We start from the raw sequence: 16007 nt of genomic DNA, 5'->3' as shown, positions 1-16007 counted from the left end.
TCGCCGATCGGAGTGCAGGAAGAGAGCGTGTCGATATTCGTCCGTGCCTGCGCTTGTTGGCGTTCGGATCGGAGACGACAAACGGGGTTTCTCAATAAACCGTAGCGGCCTCAGCGGGCTGGATTCGCCAAATTAATCGCAGACTTCTTCGTTAATTCCCCCCATTCCCGTCCCTTGCTCAAGATGACAGCCCCTTTTCACCGGACGACAGCCAAACCTGTTGCAGAAGATTTGCCCGGATGTTTGATCCTTCGCTTGCCTCGATGCGGGCTCTCCGCGCCCAACGTGCAGGTTCGGCTTCTTGGTGTCGTGAGCGTCCTGAGCATTCGCGGGTAGGATCGAAATGAGCGCAACAGCTAACCCCGCGAAGGAGAGTGATAGAGCTCTCATGGCCGTTTCCTCCGAGGCTTGACGAGACCAACGCAGACGATGCGCGGACACCGTATCGAAGAACTTGAATATCTTACGATATAGCCAACCGGTCGACTTGGCAAAGTGATCTGAAACGAGCCCCCGGTGTCCGCATTCACGATGTCGCCTCATGGCACAAAACGGACATGGCTTGGCGGCCCGGCGATGTCCGCTGTCGGGGGCGAAGCGGAAGTCTCGCTTCGGGGCCGCGATGTCCGCTTTTGACCCCAACCAGACATCCGTCTGAAATGGGGGGATCAGTGTACCATCGCGTACAAAAAATCTGTGATGCCGTCGGTCCAGCTCATTCCAAGCCGTCTTATAGGGAGGCAGCCCATAAGTGCGGCTTGCGAGCGGTCTTGAGAAGAGAAGGACTTATTGTGGCAACATTCATCCTTGTTCCCGGGGCAGGCGGCATGGCTTGGTATTGGCATCGCGTGGTCCCCCTTATTCGCGCGGCAGGGCACGAACCTGTGGCGGTCGATCTCCCTGGCGACAACAGACAAGCCGGTCTTGCAGAGTATGCTGACATCGTTGCCCGCTCGATCGCAGATCGAGCCGATGTTATTCTGGTCGCTCAGTCGCTTGCAGGCTTCACGGCACCCCTCGTTTGCGCACGTGCGCGCGTGCAGATGTTGGTGTTCGTCAACGCGATGATCCCAGAGCCGGGTGAGACCGCTGGCGTGTGGTGGGGCGCAACAGGAGCAGTAGAAGCGCGGGAACAAGCTGCGGCTGTGCGTGGCTATACGGCGGAATTCGACGTGGGAACGTACTTTCTGCACGACGTGCCGCAGGAGGTGCTGCGTGCTGGCCCGGAACAGCCTCGCGAGGAAGCCGAGACCATTTTCGGCGATCCCTGTCTGTTCGAGGGTTGGCCTGACATCCCCATTCATGTTCTTGCGGGAAAAGATGACCGTTTTTTCCCAATCGAATTTCAACGGCGTGTCGCGCGTGAAAGACTCGGAAAGGAGGTGGCAGAAATTCCCGGTGGCCATCTTGTTGCGTTGTCGAATGCGGAACGACTGGCCGAATGCCTTGTTGCCTATGAGAAGGGTTGATAGCGGGCCGGCTTGGCTAAATGAGTCTAGGTCGGCTTTGGCACAAAGCAGACGTCGAAAGTGTACCGCTTAATGTCCGCTTCCGGGAGATCAGCAGACCTGCATTAACCGCCCTAATTGGCAGTCGCCGCACCATGCATGAGACCGCCGATCATCTCATCGATCTCGCTGACCACGAGATCGGGCGCGGCGTTCTGCACCATGTGACCGACGCCGGGCAACACGATGAGCTTGGCATTGGGCACCACCGCCGCGAACGGCCTCGAGTGGATGTTCGGCGACACGGTCTTGTCGGAATCGCCGGTGATCACCACCGCCGGCGCCCTGATCGCGGCATAATGCGGCGCCTGCCCGGCCACCGCCGCCTTCAGCGTCACCAGATCCCGGGCATTGGCGAGGAATTCGCGCGGACGCAGCAACAGCAGCGTTGCGGTAGCCTCGACGAAATCCGTTGGCATGGTCTGCGGCAGAAATGCGCCGCGCGCGCCGGGCCCGGTCAGAAAATAACCGAGCGGCAGGGTAACGCTATAGGCCAGTAGCGGGCCGATCACGGGCGTGGTGACGAGCCTGTTGTACCACCCGACGCCGCCGCGCCACGGATAGGCGACCGGGGCCAGCATCACCAGGCCTGCAACGCGTTCCGGATAATCCAGCGCCAGCCGCGCCCCAAGTGCGCCGGCCCATGAGTGAACCACGAAGATGGCCGGGCCGATCCCTAGTTTTTCCAGCGCCTGCTCGATCATCCGGCCCTGAATCGCCGGCGTCGAATCCGATGGCTCGGCGCGCGTGCTCCAGCCATGGCCGGGACGATCGATCAGGATCACCCGATGATTCCTCGCGAGCATCTCGCCCAGCGGCCGCCGCATGCTTTCGAGATTCGAGCTGGCGCCATGGATCATCACAACCGGCGGACCGGCGGCGTCGCGCGGTCCGATATCGACGACGTTGAGGCTTGCGCCGTTGACCTCGATGTTCTCGCCTTGCGCGGGATAGGCGCGCTGCAGCACCACGACACCGGCCTGCGTGATCAGCGCCAGCACCGCCAGCACGATCGCGGCAATCGCTAAACTCATTGGCAATGTCCGGATGATCCTGTGCACCGCCAAGCTACGGTTTGGCGGGGTAACGGTTTCGCAGGCTGTCGCCGATCGCGGTTTGCGCGGCGCGATCAGATGTCGCGGCCTTCGACCTTTTCGGTCAGGGTCTTGACCAGCTCCGGCACCTTGTCGAGATGGGGATTGACGGCAAGCGCCTTGCGGAAGGCATCGAGCGCGCGCTTGTCGTCGCCGAGATCCTGCATGATCATGCCGAGCCCGGCCAGCGCGCCGAAATGGCGGGGTTCGCGAATCAGAACCTGCTCGATGTCCTGGAGTGAATGGGCATAGTCGTTCTGCAGGTAATACAGCGTCGCGCGCCGGTTCCATCCCTCGACGTAATCGGGACGCAGCTTGACCACCGCATTGAGCAGCTTCAGCGCCACGTCCATCTGCTGGGCGTCCATCGCGGCCTTGGCCCGCATCATCAGAAGCGCGGCGGTATCGCTCGGGGTCTGCATCCACAGCGCCCAGATCCGGGCCTCGACATGCTTGGCGCTGGCCTCATCCGGCGCCACCTTCAGGGCGCCGAACAGAAAATCCAGTCCACGGATGCGATCGGCGCCAACCTTCGGCAGCTTGCTCGGCGCCTCCGGTAGTTTCTTCTGGCTCTTGGGCGGTACGGCCTTTGGATCCTGCGCAACCGCCGCGCTCGGCGCCACGGCAATCGCCGACGCGAGGAGGATGGCTATCCGGCCGATGCGGGCGCGATGGAATCTCATCGCCAAAGTCTAGCCACAGGAAAACGCGCTGCAAAGCAGCAACGGCGTCAAAGACGCGTGAAGGCACCGAATTTGGCGGCAGGTCCGCAGGCTGGATTCAGCCCTGAATCAAGCCTGATCAGCCTCAATCAGCCTTGGCGCGCCTTGAAGCGGCGCTGAACCTTGTTGATCACGTAAACCCGGCCCTTGCGGCGGACCAGACGGTTGTTGCGATGGCGACCACGCAACGATTTCAGCGAGTTACGGACCTTCATGAGACAATCCTGATGCGTTGAAAGGCCGTGTTCGACAGGCCGAAAGCCCCGCGGCGGCCAAGCCGCCCGGGACGCGCGGTTTTTAGGCCATCGCGCGGTCGAATGTCAATGCAAACAGGGCATTCGAAGGCCGGATTTGGGCTGAAACCACTGCCAAATTCACCGCGGAAACTCGACCATGGCCTCTCCGGTGGCGACCTTTTCGCCGCCCTGGTTGCGCACCATGACGTCGATCAGGACCCAGCGCGATTTCGCGGTGGCCAGCTTGGATTTGATCAGGCCGGTCGGCTGGATGGTGTCGCCGGGCCTGACCGGCTTGACCCACCTTGTTTCGAGCCGGCGATGAATGGCGCCGGCGGGATAGGCCCAATCGGTAATCATCCGCGAGATCAGCCCGAAATTGTTCATGCCATGCATGATGATGCCGCCGAAATTGGTCTTGCCGAAATTGCCCTTCATGAAATCGTCGTCGAGATGCAGCGGGTTGTAGTCGAGCGACGCATCGCAGAACAGGCGGATGGATTCGCGGCTGACCTCGAATTTCGGGCCATCGATGGTGTCGCCTTCGGCGAGATTTTCAAACGTGATCGCGCTCATGATGGCTGGCTTCCTTACATCGGCCGGATGGTCCAGCCACGGCCGGAACAGATGACGTCGCCATGCTGGTTGAAAAAGACATTGTCGTGCACCACGAACAGCCGCTCGCGCTTGATGAACTTGTCGAGCGCGCGGGCGGAAAGCGTGATGACGTCATTGGGACGCGCCGGAATATTGTAGCTCCATGATTGCCCGGCATTGACGGTGCCGGGGCTGCGCATCCAGTCGTCGGCCGGCGTACAGGAAAACATCAGGAGGATGTGGATCGAAGGCGGCGCGATCAGCCCGCCGTAACGGGTGGTCCTGGCGTAAGCTTCGTCGAAATAGACGGGATGATCTTCACCGACCGACTTGCAGTACAGCGCGATCGCTTGCTGCGTCAGGGTGTAGGGAATGGTCTTGCGCGGCTCGCCGGGAACGATGTCGTCCCAGAGCTTTCGCAAATTGGCGTCTTTCCAGAAATCGGTCTCGAAGGCGTCCGCCTGCCCCATATGTTTCCTCCCGTCGTTTGGCCGAAGCGAACACCATTTTCGGACCGGCGACAATGACATCCGGCGCATGGCCAAAGGCTTTCAATGCCGCATTGTTTTTGTTAATCCGCTTCTCCAAACGTTCCCGTGCTGAACTGCCCGTCAGGAAACCCAAAATGCCGAAATTGCCGCTGCTCAATCCCGACGATCTGGTGGCGATCGATATCCACACCCACGCGGAAGAACCTTGCGGCCTGCATGCCGACGACGGCTACGACGACTTCCAGGCCCAGATGGCGGACTATTTCAAGTCGCCGAACAAGCATCCACCCACCGTTGCGGAAACCGCGGCCTATTACCGCGCCAAGAAAATCGCCGCGGTGATCTTCCCGGTCGATGCCGAACGCGAAACCGGCTTTCGCCGTTACAGCAATTACGAAATGCTGGAAGTCGCTTCCGAAAATTCCGACGTGCTGATCCCGTTCGTCAGCATCGACCCGCACAAGGGCAAACTCGGCGTGCGCGAGGCCCGCAAACTGATCGAGCAATACGGCGTCAAGGGGTTCAAGTTCCACCCGACCATGCAGGGCTTTTATCCCAACGACCGCATGGCCTATCCGCTGTACGAGGCGATCACCGAAGGCGGTGCGATCGCGCTGTTTCACACCGGGCAGACCGGCGTCGGCTCCGGCATGCCCGGCGGCATGGGGATGCGGCTGAAATATTCCAATCCGATGTACATGGACGACGTGGCGGCAGATTTTCCCGACTTGAGGATCATCCTGGCGCACCCGTCCTTTCCGTGGCAGGAAGAGGCGCTGTCGGTCGCGACCCACAAGCCGAACGTCTACATCGACCTCTCCGGCTGGTCGCCGAAATATTTTTCGCCGATCCTGGTGCGCTACATCAACTCGATCCTGCAGGACAAGATGCTGTTCGGCTCGGACTGGCCGGTGATCACGCCCGACCGCTGGCTGTCGGATTTCAGCAAGCTCGACATTCGCGACGAGATCAGGCCGAAAGTTTTGAAGGCGAATGCGCGGAAGCTGCTCAACATATGAATGCGTCCCGGCATGAAAGCGGCCTGCCATGAAGCTGCCCGACATGTGGGTGAATGTGACCTGGAGCGATCTGCCGCTCAATCTTGAAAACGCGCGGCAGGTCGCAGCGGTGGTGACCGCGTTCACGTTGCCGCTCACCACCACGGGAGAAAACGTCGCGGTCGCGGTCTTCGCGGTGCTGGCGTTGATGACGTTCGATCTTCCGCGCCTCGTTGCAACGCTGCGCAGCCCCGCGGGATATCTTCCCGTCGCGCTGTTCGCGCTGCTTCTGGTCGGCGTGCTTTGGTCGATGCAGCCCTACAGCGTCGCCATCAGCTGGGTCATTCCTTACTGCAAGCTGTTGCTGATCCCGCTGGTGATCGCCACCGCGTTGACGCCGCGACAGGCCCTGCAGATCGCCGCCGGCTTCCTGGCCGCATGTGTTATCCTGCTGGCGCTGTCCTGGGTATCGTTGCGTTGGCCGAGCGGTCCGTGGCACTGGTTCAAGTCGTCCGGCGTTCCCGTCAAGGACAACGCCGTGCAGAGCGATTGCTTTGCCTTGTGCGCCTTCGGACTGGCGATCGGTGCTGCGCGCATCTGGTCCGCGGGTGGCAGAGGCCGTGCACTCGCGATGGACATCCTGGCGCTGTTGTTCCTGGGCGACATCTTTTTCATCTATCTGTCGAAGACCGGCATGATCGTCGCGGCGGCGTATATCCACGATAACGCAGGGCATGCTGTACTGCCTGGCGGTGGGTGTATTGGGCGCCGCGGTCAATGATCGGCTGGCCGGTCCGGCAGAATCCTTCGCGCAGTACCTCTCGGTCCGTCGTCCGGCCGAGCGGCTGTTTGCGCGCCTGAGCCGTAGCGCGTAGCCCCGACGATCAACGCCCGAACCATCGTTTCAGATAGCGGCGGCGGAATTTCTGCACCGGAAACTGGAGGCGGAGCCACGCTCGTCCGCGGCTCTGGTGATCCAGCGAACTGTTGAACAGCCCCGTCAAGCTGCCCTGCTCCACCAGCGGCGGCTCCGGCCACAGGAACGGAATTCCCATCGCCGGATCGCTGGCGTTGAACGCTATGTCGATCGGCCTGGTCATCGGATGGCGCGCAATCCAGTCGAGCCGTGCCTGCGCTTCGATGGCGCCGAGTGCATAGGCTTCCGTGTTGCGGACGCGGTTGCCGGGATAGACGATCTGGCCGGGGCGCAACTGCGACGCCGGCGTGTAAAAATTGCTGGCAGCGCCGAGATGCAGGATGCGCGGGCGCGGCCAGCGCTCCGCGTCGTCCAGCACGCGTTTCAATTGGTCGGTAAAACCCGAGACCAGTTGCGCGTCGTCCTCGAAGATCAGCGCCAGGTCCTGCTTGCGGTCGCGAATCCGCTGCATGGCGACGATGTGCTTCAATGCGCAGGATTTCTGCCGCAAGCTCAGATCGGCGCCCGGCGCGAACCAGGCGGCATCGACTTCGGGAGTGATTTCATCAGCGTCGAAATCGAGCACCCATTCGAACGGAATTCCGGCGCGATCGAGTTCGCGCTGGATGTGATCCTTCCGCTCGGGCAAGGACTTCGCATGGATCACATAGGCCGGCAGCATGGACTGTCCATCACGTTCGAGCGCTGCCCGCCTTCCCGCCGGCGGCCCGATACCGATATACTGGCAAAATCATCGGGCGGGAACAACGCGCCAGCCAGTCGAGCAAGGGAATCGCCGTGACCGTCAAAGCCGTTGTGTTCGATGCCTATGGCACGCTGTTCGATATCCAGTCGGTGGCATCGATCACCGAGCAGGCGTTTCCCGGCTACGGCGGGATCATCACCCAGATCTGGCGGATCAAGCAGCTCGAATACACCTGGCTGCGCTCGCTGATGCGCCGCTATCAGGATTTTTCCGTGATTACGCGGGATTCGCTGACCTACACGCTGCGATGCCTTAGCCTGCAAAGCGACCCGGCCGTGTTCGAACGCATCATGGACAAATACCTGCATCTCGATCTCTATCCCGATGTTAGGGCGACACTGGCGGCGATGCACGGCCGCAAGCTTGCGATTCTTTCCAACGGCAGCACTGGCATGCTCAACGCGCTGGTGCGCAACAGCGGGCTCGACCGCCTGTTGAACGCGACCATCAGCATCGACTCCAAACGAATTTTCAAACCGAGTCCGGACGCCTACAGCTTGATCGAAGAGCAACTCGGCGCAGCACCTGAGGAAACGCTGTTCGTGTCGTCGAACCCGTGGGACGCCTGCGGCGCCAAGGCGTTCGGCTTGAACGTCGCCTGGATCGAGCGGGTGACGCCGGAAGCGATCGCTGAAGCCTGCGTCAGGAACGACCTGATCGCACCGCTTACGATGTTCAAGGCGATCCGGACGCAGATGGACGAACTCGGGCTCGAACCGGACTACCGCATTCATACGCTGTCGGAACTGCCTGCCCTGGTGGCAGCGCATGAGTCTTGAATCGGTCCGGGCGTTTTTCGCCGAAAAGGCTCCCGATATCGCCGTGATCGAATCGCCCCTGAGTTCGGCGACGGTGGCGCTGGCCGCCGAAGCCTACGGCGTCGAGCCGGCGCGGATCGGAAAGACGCTGTCGCTGCGGATCGGCGAACGCGTGGTGCTGATCGTCACCTCGGGTACCGCGCGGATGGACAACAGGAAGGTCAAGGCGCAGTTCGGCGTCAAGCCGAAGATGCTCGGCCTCGACGAAGTCGCCGCCATCACCGGCCATGAGGTCGGCGGCGTCTGTCCGTTCGGATTGAAGACGCCGCTGCCGGTTTATTGCGATGTATCGCTCAAAGCATTCGACGAGGTGGTGCCGGCGGCGGGCTCGACCCACAGCGCGGTGCGGATCGCGCCGTCGCGGATGGCTGAACTGGTCGGCGCCGAATGGATCGATGTCTGCGAGGTACGCGCCTAGCGGTCCAAAATGCAAAACAAACGGGGCTTGGGAAGGCCCGCCGCCCCGGGCCCAAGTGTGAGGCCTGCCTGCTCCCCTACTCCACCTTGCCGATTTTCTTCACTGCAGCGATCAGACGCGCCGAGTCCTCGGCGACGAATTTTGAGAATTCCGGCGCGTCCATGTAGGCGACCGGGCTGCCCGCGGTCTCGAAGGTCTTGGTCACCTCGGGGCTTTTGACCGCTTGCGCCATCGCCTCGCGCAACCGCATCATGATCGGAGCCGGCAGCGCGCTTTGCGCGAACAATCCAGCCCAGATGTAGAACTCGACATCCTTGTAGCCGAGTTCCCTGAAGGTCGGCAGATCGGGAAAGCTCGCAATCCGCTCTGCGCCCCAGTTCGCGAGCACGCGCATCCTGCCGTCATCGACCTGTTGCTTCAGCGTGCCCGGCGCCGACGCCAGCGCCTGCACCGTGCCGCTCATCAGCGCATTAAGTGCGGGACCGGCGCCGCGGAACGGGATGTGCAGCAGCTTGATGCCGGCGCTGGCGGCGAACATCTCCATCGCCACATGCAGCGTGCCGTAGGGGCCCGATGAGCCGTAGGGAATTTGACCGGGACGTTGTTTGGCGTCATCGACGAAATCCTGCAGCGTCTTCCATGGCGCCGAGGCCGGCACCGCGAGCAAAGTGGGATCGGCGAGCACGCGCGCAACCGGTGCGAATTGCGAAACTTCATAGACCGGAGGCCGGTCGAACAGCCGGTCCGCTTCGGGCAACACCGCCAGCGACGACAGCGTCATCAACAGCGTATAACCGTCGGGCTCGGCGCGTGCCGCCGCCGCGTTGCCGATCGCTCCACCGGCGCCGCCGGCGCGGTTGTCGACGATCACGGACTTGCCGAGAATGTTCTCCAGTGCGAGCGCTACGGGCCGCGCGGCAAGATCGGCCTGGCCGCCGGCCGGGAACGGCACAATCATGCTGATGGTGCGCGCCGGCCATGCGGCTTGCGCCAGTGCCGCGTTCGAGAGCGCGACCTGCGCCAACGGCGCGGCTACGGCGGCTTTCAGAAGTTCACGTCGATTCATCGGCGGTTTCTCTCCGGAGAATTTTCGGTTTGTTGTTGGAAGGAGCGTAGCCCGAAACCGACGACGTTGCATAGCCGCGCCCATTTCACTGTCCATTCCGGGTTAAAAAAATCATTTCCGTTTCGATCGCTTCATAAAATGCTTCGCCAGAAACTCTGCCAGCACCTCGACGCGCGCCGGGCGCGGGCCGCCGGGCGGGGTCACCAGGTGCACGGCGCCCTCGCTCTGCTTCCAGCCCTTCAGGATCACTTCGACTTCGCCCGACGCGATGGCGTCGCCGACGATGAAGTCGGGCAGATCGGCGATGCCTAGTCCTGCGAGCAGCGCCGGCATCAGCGCCTCGCCATTGTTGACGCGCAAGGGACCGGCGGGGCGCACGCTGGCCTGTTCGCCGGCGGCATTGGTGTAATGCCAGACGTCGGGCGTCGACAGATAGGCGTAACCGAGGCATCGGTGCTGCGCCAGATGCATCGGGTGGGTCGGCCGGCCGTGTCGCTTGAGGTAGTCGGGCGAGGCCACCGTATAGCGCGGCATCGCGCACAGCCGCCGCGCGATCAGGGACGAATCCGGCAGGCTCGCGATCCGCAAGCCGGCATCGAAGCCTTCGCCGATCAGATCGACCATGGCGTCGCTCAAGTGAAGATCGATCGCGACATCGGGATATTCGGCAATGAACGCCGGCAGGATCGGCGCCACCGCCCTCACCCCGAAGGTCATCGGCACCGCGAGCCGCACCAGTCCGCGCGGCGCCACCGCCTGCGCCAGCGCCTCGTTCTCCGCGTCCTCGCCGTCACGCAGCAGTCGTGCGGCGCGCGCGGATAGTTTTTGCCCGGCATCGGTCAAGGCCAGCCGCCGCGAGGTGCGGTTGAACAGCCGCGCACCAAGCCGCGCCTCCAGCCGGCTGACCGCCTTGGACACCGTCGCCTTGGACAGCGCCAACTCGGCGGCGGCACCCGCAAACGACCGTAATTCCACGACTTTTGCGAAAATCGCCAACCCTTCGAAGTCCGGGAGTTTTGTCATGTGGAATTTCCCAATTGGTACAGTAGTGGAAACAATGTGTTTCGATCATTTCTATTTATGCACCATGGGAAAGCGCATATCCAGAGCGAACCGGAATTCAACAAGGACAAATCCCATGATCGAACTCAGGCCCTTCAATAAACTTGGCGGCGCCGACCACGGCTGGCTCAAGGCCAAGCATCACTTCTCGTTCGGCAGCCATTACGATCCCAGCAATATGGGCCATGGCAGCCTTCGCGTCTGGAACGACGACGAGATCGCGCCCAACACCGGCTTTCCCGCCCATCCCCATGCCAACATGGAGATCATCACCTACGTCCGCGAAGGCGCGATCACGCATCAGGACAGTCTCGGCAACAAGGGGCGTACCGAAGCCGGCGACGTGCAGGTGATGAGCGCCGGCTCCGGCGTCCGTCATTCCGAATACAATCTCGAGCCGACCAAAACAAAAATCTTCCAGATCTGGATCGAGCCCAGCACCGAAGGCGGCCAGCCGACCTGGGGCGCCAAGCCGTTTCCGAAGTCGGACCGCTCGGGAAAATTCGTCACCATCGCCAGCGGCTTTGCGGCCGACAACGACGCGCTGCCGATCCGCGCCGATGCGCGGGTGCTCGCCACCACGCTGAAAGCCGGCGAGAGCGCCGAATATGCGCCCGGCAAAACCCGCAACCTCTATCTGGTCCCGGCAGCGGGCGCGGTCGAGATCAACGGCGTACGCGTCAACGCCCGCGACGGCGTCGCGATCCGCGACGAGGCAAAGCTGAAGATCACCGCGCTTGAGGATTCGGAACTGGTGCTGGTCGACGCGGCATAACTCTCATTGTCGACGAACACTCTCTCGCTCGTCATGCCGGGGCCAAAAGCGCGAAGCGCGTCTTCGCGCAAGATGTCCCGGGCATCCGCGCCTTTCCTGTTGAGCGGACAAGACGTGGATGGCCGGGACCAAGCCCGGCCACGACGAATTTTAAATCGCAAAATCCAAACCTATCGGAGACCACCATGACCAAAGTTCTCGTTCTCTATTATTCCGCCTATGGTCACATCGAGACCATGGCAAACGCCGTCGCCGAGGGTGCCCGTGGCGCCGGCGTCACGGTCGACATCAAACGGGTACCGGAACTGGTGCCGCCGGATGTCGCCAAAGCCTCGCACTACAAGCTCGATCAGGCAGCGCCGGTGGCGAAGATCGAGGAACTCGCCAATTATGACGCCATCATTGTCGGCACCGGCACGCGGTTTGGCCGGATGGCGTCGCAAATGGCGAATTTTCTCGACCAGGCCGGTGGCCTCTGGGCCAAGGGCGCGCTGCACGGCAAGGTCGGCGGCGCCTTCACCTCGACCGCGACCCAGCACGGCGGCCAGGAAACCACGCTGTTCTCCATTGTCACCAACCTGTTGCATTTCGGCATGACCATCGTCGGCCTGAATTACGGGTTTGGCGGCCAGATGAAGCTCGACCAGGTCACCGGCGGCTCGCCTTACGGCGCGACCACCATTACCGGCGGCGACGGCAGCCGGCAGCCCTCCGACAACGAGCTGGAAGGCGCGCGCTATCAAGGACGCGTGATCGCGGAGACCGCGAAGAAACTGCATGGCTGATGCGTCGCGAGCGGCATTCTCCCAGGTCGATGCCGCCCCATTTGCCGTGAGGGACGACGGACTATGCCATGATCGAAATTCTCCTTATCTATCAACTGACGCGCAACCCCCTGAAGGCGATCGCGCGGCGCTGGTGGTGCCGCAGCCTTTTCCGCGCCTCGCGCGGCAAACGGTATTGCGCGGAATGCCCAAAATCCTGATCTCGATCCGTTGATTGACGTCCACGACCGATAACGTAGCGGAACCGAAAGGTTCGTGCGAAGTTAGGTCCCGCGCACCCGCGCCTGGAGACTTTGCGATGAGCAACAAGCCCGATTCCAAGCACACCACCAAGGCCCCCGCCGAAAAGCACCCCGGCATGATGGGCGACGGCACCGAGGAACAGAACCTCGGCCAGCCCGGCAATCCCGCAGCCCGCATCAAGAAAGATGACGTCGACGCCGCCTTCGGCAAGGACGGCAAGAAGAAGTAGCCGCGCCGACCCTCCATCGTCGAAAGTTGGAATATAAAGGCCGGACCGGATGGGTCCGGCTTTTTCGTCTGGAGCTAGCGATGACATCACAGGCTGCATGGCCGGAATTGCCTATCGCGTCGTGGCGCGAGACCTACGAAACGCTGCATCTGTGGACCCAGATCGTCGGCAAGATCCGTCTTGAGCGCGCGCCCTGGCTCAATCATTCCTGGCAGGTCGCACTGTATGTCACCGCGCGCGGACTAACGACCTCGCCTATCCCCGACGGTATCAGGACCTTCCAGATCGATTTCGACTTCATCGATCATGTTTTACGAATTTCGACCAGCGATGGCGCGGAACGGCAGCTTGCCCTGGCCGGACAATCGGTCGCGACTTTCTATGCTGGCGTGATGGCTGATCTGGCCGACCTTGGCATTCATGTCGCCATCGACGAGATGCCCAGCGAATTGCCGGACCCGATCCGGTTTTCGCAAGACCGCAAGCATGCGTCCTACGATCCGGACGCGGTGCGGCGCTTCCTGCAGATTCTCGTCAATGTCGATCGGGTGTTCAAGCAGTTCCGCACCGGATTCCTCGGCAAGGCAAGCCCGGTACATTTTTTCTGGGGCAGCTTCGATCTCGCGGTGACGCGCTTTTCGGGCCGGCGCGCGCCGCGCCATCCCGGCGGCGTGCCTCATCTACCTGACGAAGTCGCCTGCGAAGCCTATTCCCATGAAGAAAGCAGCGCCGGTTTCTGGCCCGGCAGCAGCGCGATCGACTACCCCGCGTTCTATTCCTATGCCTATCCCGAACCGCCGGGTTTCCGGACCGTGAAGGTGCTGCCGGAAGCTGCATTCTTCAGCGAAGCGCTCGGCGAATTCATCCTGCCCTACGACGCCGTGCGCACCGCCGAGGCGCCGGACCAGGTGCTGCTCGATTTCCTGCAAAGCAGCTATGACGCCGCAGCCAATGCAGCGAACTGGGACCGGGACGCGCTGGAATGCACGCCAGGCCAACCGGGCGTGGTGCGGCAGGTTTAATTCTCTTCGCGCGAGGCCGGCCTGCCGAAGGCGCGGCCTACCAAGGCGGCAAGCCGCGGATGGCGGCGAAGCTCGCGCGCGGCGCGATCGCGCACCGCAAAGGGAATGCCGCGCCAACTCAGGGCCGTGGTGAGGTCGACCAGCGGAAACGGCGTCACGCCGAACCGGCGCTTATAGGCATAATTGCCGATGCTGAAGTCGAACTGGCGGACGCCATCCCGATGCAAGGCCGCCATGGTGCGTTCGATGATCAGCCGGCCCGGCGAGCAGTTCGACCACTTCTCGCCGGCGTTGCTGATGCGAACCATGACATAGCGCGCACCGGTACGTATCCCGAGCAGGGTCGCGACCACCTCCTCGCCGGATGTCAGCGCCGACACCACGGCATAGCCGCTGGCGACACCATCGCCGACCAGGTTGCGGTAGAACGCGGTGCTGGTCTCATCATTGAGAGTGAAATTCAATCCGAGATACTGTATCCGCGCACCCTGCTGAACCTCCATGGTGGAAAGAATCCGCAGCGCCTCATCCTTGTTTGTGACGATTTTGAAAATGGCTGCGGGATCGCGCGTAAACACCCGCCAGCTTCGCTCCAGTTCCTTGCGCACGGTTCGTTCCAGCGAATAGCGCCAGGCATCGAAATCGTTGCCGGTCGTGACCAGATTGCCGTTGAGCGAACAGGGGCGCACGCCATCGAGCAGCGCCAGCGGATTGGGCCGGCCGTCGAGATCGACCGGCATCTTGCGCAGCCGGATGAGATCGGCGCCGCCGGGCAAGCGCCGCAGCGCCGCCAGCAGGTTGCGCCACAGCAGATGCGCCGCCTTGGCATCGCGCGGCGCGGCGTTACCCAGCATCGGCGCGTTATAATCGGTCAAGGCAAGATCGGCGAATTCGACGATCCGGATGCCGGCATGGATCCGGCGCACCAGCGGCAACAGGGCAACCTGTTCCGACGTTGCCGGATCCGAAATGACGGCGACCAGCGGCTCGACATCGTCGAGGCCGGCGAATGCGCTGTACCAGGCGTCGAGCCAACGGGCATCCTGGAACGGCGTCGGCGAATCCTGACCGTGCCAGCGCGCGGCGGCCTGTTTCCAGTCGCGGACAAACTCGACGCGGAATCCGGCCGCGCGGAAACTCTTGCGCGTTTCCCGTCTTCCCGTCTCTGCCGTCAACACCGCCATCGCTGGACCGATTTCTTCAGGCCGCCTTGGGCAGATCGACGATTCTGCCGGGTTCATTGGCGTCAAGCCGGAAGTCGATCACCCGGCGTGCGTTGCGCTCGCGTTTGACCCAGCGGCTGTCGCGCAACAGCTTTTGCAGCACCGCCTTGGCGAAGTAGGACGGGCCGCGGCTGTTCCGGCTCCTGGGCTGATAGCCGAAACGATGCCGCAGCAGGCCATTGCCGAGGTTTACGATCTCGGCGCGCCGGATCGTATCGTTGGTATAGGACACCGTCATCGAAACGCTGAAGGTATCGAGGTTTTCGACGCGATGCGGGGCGTTCAATTGCCAGTTCAGCATCTGGCCCGGGCCGATATCGAACACCTTGGCGTGCCTGTCGTACCAGGGCTCGTAGGGGATATCGACTTCGACGTTATAGACGGCAACGTCTTCGAGCAGGGTCGGCGTCAGGAACGGCGCGGTGTCCGGATAGACAAAAACCCGCTTGCGGCCCGCGATCTGCACAAGCGCCTGGCCCGGCAGATCGAAGTGATAATAGACTTGCGCGTCCGGCGACGAGACCAGGATGCTCTCCTGATGGTCGCGCGCGCTGAAGCCGGGGACCCTGGCGCCGACTTCCTCGAACATGCCATTGAGCATCTCGCGGTAACGGCGGTCCACCGCGCCAACGTCGCGCATATTGAGCCAAAGCCCGCCGCGGGAGATCGCATCGATGACCTGTTCGCCGCTGAGGTCGCCGATGTCACCTTCGCGCCAGACCCGCTCGGAACCGCGGGCGCCGGTTTTCACCAGGCTGTAGTGTTCGCGCGGATAGTTCTCGATCAGCCGGGCAAGATGATCCCTGGAGAACAGAGGCGACTTGTGCATCTCATGCGCAAGCTCGATCGGTTGATGGCCCCACAATGCCGAATGGGTATCGTCCCAGTTGGTGAAAACCTTGCTCGTCGTCATCGTCGCACTCCTGCCGGCTGTCCCGAGTTTCTCGCAACCTCATCGTTCGTGTCCCGTTATGAGACGACGGACCTGTTCCCGGCTTCTATCTGGCAAAAACGATGCCCCGCAGGGCGCCGGCGCTT

20 protein-coding genes are annotated in these 16007 nt (G+C 62.3%); 10 read left to right on the top strand and 10 right to left on the bottom strand.

Features of this window, described 5'->3' with window-relative positions; all coding sequences use genetic code 11:
- Nucleotides 1-791: 791 nt before the first annotated feature.
- Nucleotides 792-1469, top strand: a complete 678-nt coding sequence (locus E7813_RS13925) for an alpha/beta hydrolase (protein ID WP_291574852.1) — start codon at nt 792-794, stop codon at nt 1467-1469.
- Between the two features lie 113 nt (nt 1470-1582).
- Here the strand turns inward: E7813_RS13925 and E7813_RS13920 are convergent, their stop codons facing one another.
- The 5 genes from E7813_RS13920 to E7813_RS13900 all read right to left on the bottom strand — a co-directional run bounded on the left by E7813_RS13920 (nt 1583) and on the right by E7813_RS13900 (nt 4627).
- Nucleotides 1583-2542: an alpha/beta hydrolase gene (locus tag E7813_RS13920; protein ID WP_291574849.1), complete on the bottom strand. Its 960-nt coding sequence runs from the start codon at nt 2540-2542 to the stop codon at nt 1583-1585.
- A 95-nt stretch (nt 2543-2637) separates the two neighbouring features.
- Nucleotides 2638-3285 carry a tetratricopeptide repeat protein gene (locus E7813_RS13915; protein ID WP_291574847.1) on the bottom strand — a complete coding sequence of 216 codons (648 nt, stop codon included), beginning with the start codon at nt 3283-3285 and terminating at the stop codon, nt 2638-2640.
- A 128-nt stretch (nt 3286-3413) separates the two neighbouring features.
- On the bottom strand, nt 3414-3539 hold the full coding sequence (gene ykgO / locus E7813_RS13910) for a type B 50S ribosomal protein L36 (protein ID WP_002718645.1): 126 nt from the start codon (nt 3537-3539) through the stop codon (nt 3414-3416).
- Nucleotides 3540-3698: 159 nt separating this feature from the next.
- Complete coding sequence (locus tag E7813_RS13905) at nt 3699-4136, bottom strand: MaoC family dehydratase (RefSeq protein ID WP_291574845.1); 438 nt, start codon at nt 4134-4136, stop codon at nt 3699-3701.
- A 14-nt stretch (nt 4137-4150) separates the two neighbouring features.
- The gene (locus E7813_RS13900; protein ID WP_291574843.1) at nt 4151-4627 is read right to left on the bottom strand and encodes a MaoC family dehydratase; all 477 of its coding nucleotides are present in this window, start codon (nt 4625-4627) and stop codon (nt 4151-4153) included.
- 155 nt (nt 4628-4782) lie between these two features.
- Between E7813_RS13900 and E7813_RS13895 the strand changes: the two genes are divergently transcribed.
- Both E7813_RS13895 and E7813_RS13890 read left to right on the top strand, forming a co-directional pair.
- Nucleotides 4783-5667 carry an amidohydrolase family protein gene (locus E7813_RS13895; protein WP_291574841.1) on the top strand — a complete coding sequence of 295 codons (885 nt, stop codon included), beginning with the start codon at nt 4783-4785 and terminating at the stop codon, nt 5665-5667.
- A 28-nt stretch (nt 5668-5695) separates the two neighbouring features.
- Nucleotides 5696-6427 carry a hypothetical protein gene (locus E7813_RS13890; RefSeq protein WP_291574840.1) on the top strand — a complete coding sequence of 244 codons (732 nt, stop codon included), beginning with the start codon at nt 5696-5698 and terminating at the stop codon, nt 6425-6427.
- 103 nt (nt 6428-6530) lie between these two features.
- Here the strand turns inward: E7813_RS13890 and E7813_RS13885 are convergent, their stop codons facing one another.
- On the bottom strand, nt 6531-7244 hold the full coding sequence (locus E7813_RS13885) for a glycosyltransferase family 25 protein (RefSeq protein WP_291574838.1): 714 nt from the start codon (nt 7242-7244) through the stop codon (nt 6531-6533).
- Nucleotides 7245-7360: 116 nt separating this feature from the next.
- Here E7813_RS13885 and E7813_RS13880 point away from each other — a divergent pair, with 116 nt between their 5' ends.
- Nucleotides 7361-8107: a haloacid dehalogenase type II gene (locus E7813_RS13880; RefSeq protein WP_291574836.1), complete on the top strand. Its 747-nt coding sequence runs from the start codon at nt 7361-7363 to the stop codon at nt 8105-8107.
- Nucleotides 8097-8564, top strand: coding sequence for a YbaK/EbsC family protein (locus tag E7813_RS13875; RefSeq protein WP_291574833.1), 468 nt, complete (start codon nt 8097-8099; stop codon nt 8562-8564). Before E7813_RS13880 ends, E7813_RS13875 begins: the two co-directional genes overlap by 11 nt.
- Before the next feature lie 76 nt (nt 8565-8640).
- Here the strand turns inward: E7813_RS13875 and E7813_RS13870 are convergent, their stop codons facing one another.
- Together E7813_RS13870 and E7813_RS13865 are read right to left on the bottom strand one after the other, a co-directional pair.
- On the bottom strand, nt 8641-9630 hold the full coding sequence (locus tag E7813_RS13870; RefSeq protein WP_291574831.1) for a tripartite tricarboxylate transporter substrate binding protein: 990 nt from the start codon (nt 9628-9630) through the stop codon (nt 8641-8643).
- 111 nt (nt 9631-9741) lie between these two features.
- Nucleotides 9742-10653 (bottom strand): LysR family transcriptional regulator, encoded by a 912-nt coding sequence (locus E7813_RS13865; RefSeq protein WP_291574828.1) that lies wholly within the window; start codon nt 10651-10653, stop codon nt 9742-9744.
- Nucleotides 10654-10768: 115 nt separating this feature from the next.
- On the opposite strand from E7813_RS13865, the gene E7813_RS13860 reads away from it, so the two are divergent.
- The 5 genes from E7813_RS13860 (at nt 10769) to E7813_RS13840 (ending at nt 13746) form a co-directional block, all read left to right on the top strand.
- Complete coding sequence (locus E7813_RS13860) at nt 10769-11467, top strand: pirin family protein (protein WP_291574825.1); 699 nt, start codon at nt 10769-10771, stop codon at nt 11465-11467.
- A 185-nt stretch (nt 11468-11652) separates the two neighbouring features.
- Nucleotides 11653-12252: an NAD(P)H:quinone oxidoreductase gene (wrbA, locus tag E7813_RS13855; protein WP_291574823.1), complete on the top strand. Its 600-nt coding sequence runs from the start codon at nt 11653-11655 to the stop codon at nt 12250-12252.
- Complete coding sequence (locus E7813_RS13850; RefSeq protein WP_291574821.1) at nt 12245-12466, top strand: hypothetical protein; 222 nt, start codon at nt 12245-12247, stop codon at nt 12464-12466. Before wrbA ends, E7813_RS13850 begins: the two co-directional genes overlap by 8 nt.
- 84 nt (nt 12467-12550) lie before the next feature.
- A complete protein-coding gene (locus tag E7813_RS13845; protein ID WP_291574819.1) occupies nt 12551-12724 on the top strand; it encodes a hypothetical protein in 174 nt (57 codons plus the stop codon).
- Nucleotides 12725-12804: 80 nt separating this feature from the next.
- Nucleotides 12805-13746 (top strand): DUF5996 family protein, encoded by a 942-nt coding sequence (locus E7813_RS13840; protein ID WP_291574817.1) that lies wholly within the window; start codon nt 12805-12807, stop codon nt 13744-13746.
- Here the strand turns inward: E7813_RS13840 and E7813_RS13835 are convergent.
- Together E7813_RS13835 and E7813_RS13830 are read right to left on the bottom strand one after the other, a co-directional pair.
- The gene (locus E7813_RS13835) at nt 13743-14930 is read right to left on the bottom strand and encodes a GNAT family N-acetyltransferase (RefSeq protein WP_291574816.1); all 1188 of its coding nucleotides are present in this window, start codon (nt 14928-14930) and stop codon (nt 13743-13745) included. The two genes, E7813_RS13840 and E7813_RS13835, sit on opposite strands and share 4 nt — an antisense overlap.
- 16 nt (nt 14931-14946) lie before the next feature.
- Nucleotides 14947-15882, bottom strand: a complete 936-nt coding sequence (locus tag E7813_RS13830) for a hypothetical protein (RefSeq protein ID WP_291574815.1) — start codon at nt 15880-15882, stop codon at nt 14947-14949.
- Nucleotides 15883-16007: the final 125 nt, after the last annotated feature.

It is taken from the genome of Bradyrhizobium sp., from assembly GCF_004799405.1.
Lineage (GTDB): Bacteria > Pseudomonadota > Alphaproteobacteria > Rhizobiales > Xanthobacteraceae > Bradyrhizobium.
This window is presented reverse-complemented; position numbering and strand designations above follow the sequence as displayed.

Excerpts from the sequence above, each read along its gene's own strand:
- E7813_RS13920 (WP_291574849.1), bottom strand. The coding sequence starts at position 2,542 with ATGAGTTTAGCGATTGCCGCGATCGTGCTGGCGGTGCTGGCGCTGATC.
- E7813_RS13915 (WP_291574847.1), bottom strand. The coding sequence starts at position 3,285 with ATGAGATTCCATCGCGCCCGCATCGGCCGGATAGCCATCCTCCTCGCG.
- ykgO (WP_002718645.1), bottom strand. The coding sequence starts at position 3,539 with ATGAAGGTCCGTAACTCGCTGAAATCGTTGCGTGGTCGCCATCGCAAC.
- E7813_RS13905 (WP_291574845.1), bottom strand. The coding sequence starts at position 4,136 with ATGAGCGCGATCACGTTTGAAAATCTCGCCGAAGGCGACACCATCGAT.
- E7813_RS13900 (WP_291574843.1), bottom strand. The coding sequence starts at position 4,627 with ATGGGGCAGGCGGACGCCTTCGAGACCGATTTCTGGAAAGACGCCAAT.
- E7813_RS13895 (WP_291574841.1), top strand. The coding sequence starts at position 4,783 with ATGCCGAAATTGCCGCTGCTCAATCCCGACGATCTGGTGGCGATCGAT.
- E7813_RS13890 (WP_291574840.1), top strand. The coding sequence starts at position 5,696 with ATGAAGCTGCCCGACATGTGGGTGAATGTGACCTGGAGCGATCTGCCG.
- E7813_RS13885 (WP_291574838.1), bottom strand. The coding sequence starts at position 7,244 with ATGCTGCCGGCCTATGTGATCCATGCGAAGTCCTTGCCCGAGCGGAAG.
- E7813_RS13875 (WP_291574833.1), top strand. The coding sequence starts at position 8,097 with ATGAGTCTTGAATCGGTCCGGGCGTTTTTCGCCGAAAAGGCTCCCGAT.
- E7813_RS13870 (WP_291574831.1), bottom strand. The coding sequence starts at position 9,630 with ATGAATCGACGTGAACTTCTGAAAGCCGCCGTAGCCGCGCCGTTGGCG.
- E7813_RS13865 (WP_291574828.1), bottom strand. The coding sequence starts at position 10,653 with ATGACAAAACTCCCGGACTTCGAAGGGTTGGCGATTTTCGCAAAAGTC.
- E7813_RS13860 (WP_291574825.1), top strand. The coding sequence starts at position 10,769 with ATGATCGAACTCAGGCCCTTCAATAAACTTGGCGGCGCCGACCACGGC.
- wrbA (WP_291574823.1), top strand. The coding sequence starts at position 11,653 with ATGACCAAAGTTCTCGTTCTCTATTATTCCGCCTATGGTCACATCGAG.
- E7813_RS13850 (WP_291574821.1), top strand. The coding sequence starts at position 12,245 with ATGGCTGATGCGTCGCGAGCGGCATTCTCCCAGGTCGATGCCGCCCCA.
- E7813_RS13845 (WP_291574819.1), top strand. The coding sequence starts at position 12,551 with ATGAGCAACAAGCCCGATTCCAAGCACACCACCAAGGCCCCCGCCGAA.
- E7813_RS13840 (WP_291574817.1), top strand. The coding sequence starts at position 12,805 with ATGACATCACAGGCTGCATGGCCGGAATTGCCTATCGCGTCGTGGCGC.
- E7813_RS13835 (WP_291574816.1), bottom strand. The coding sequence starts at position 14,930 with ATGGCGGTGTTGACGGCAGAGACGGGAAGACGGGAAACGCGCAAGAGT.
- E7813_RS13830 (WP_291574815.1), bottom strand. The coding sequence starts at position 15,882 with ATGACGACGAGCAAGGTTTTCACCAACTGGGACGATACCCATTCGGCA.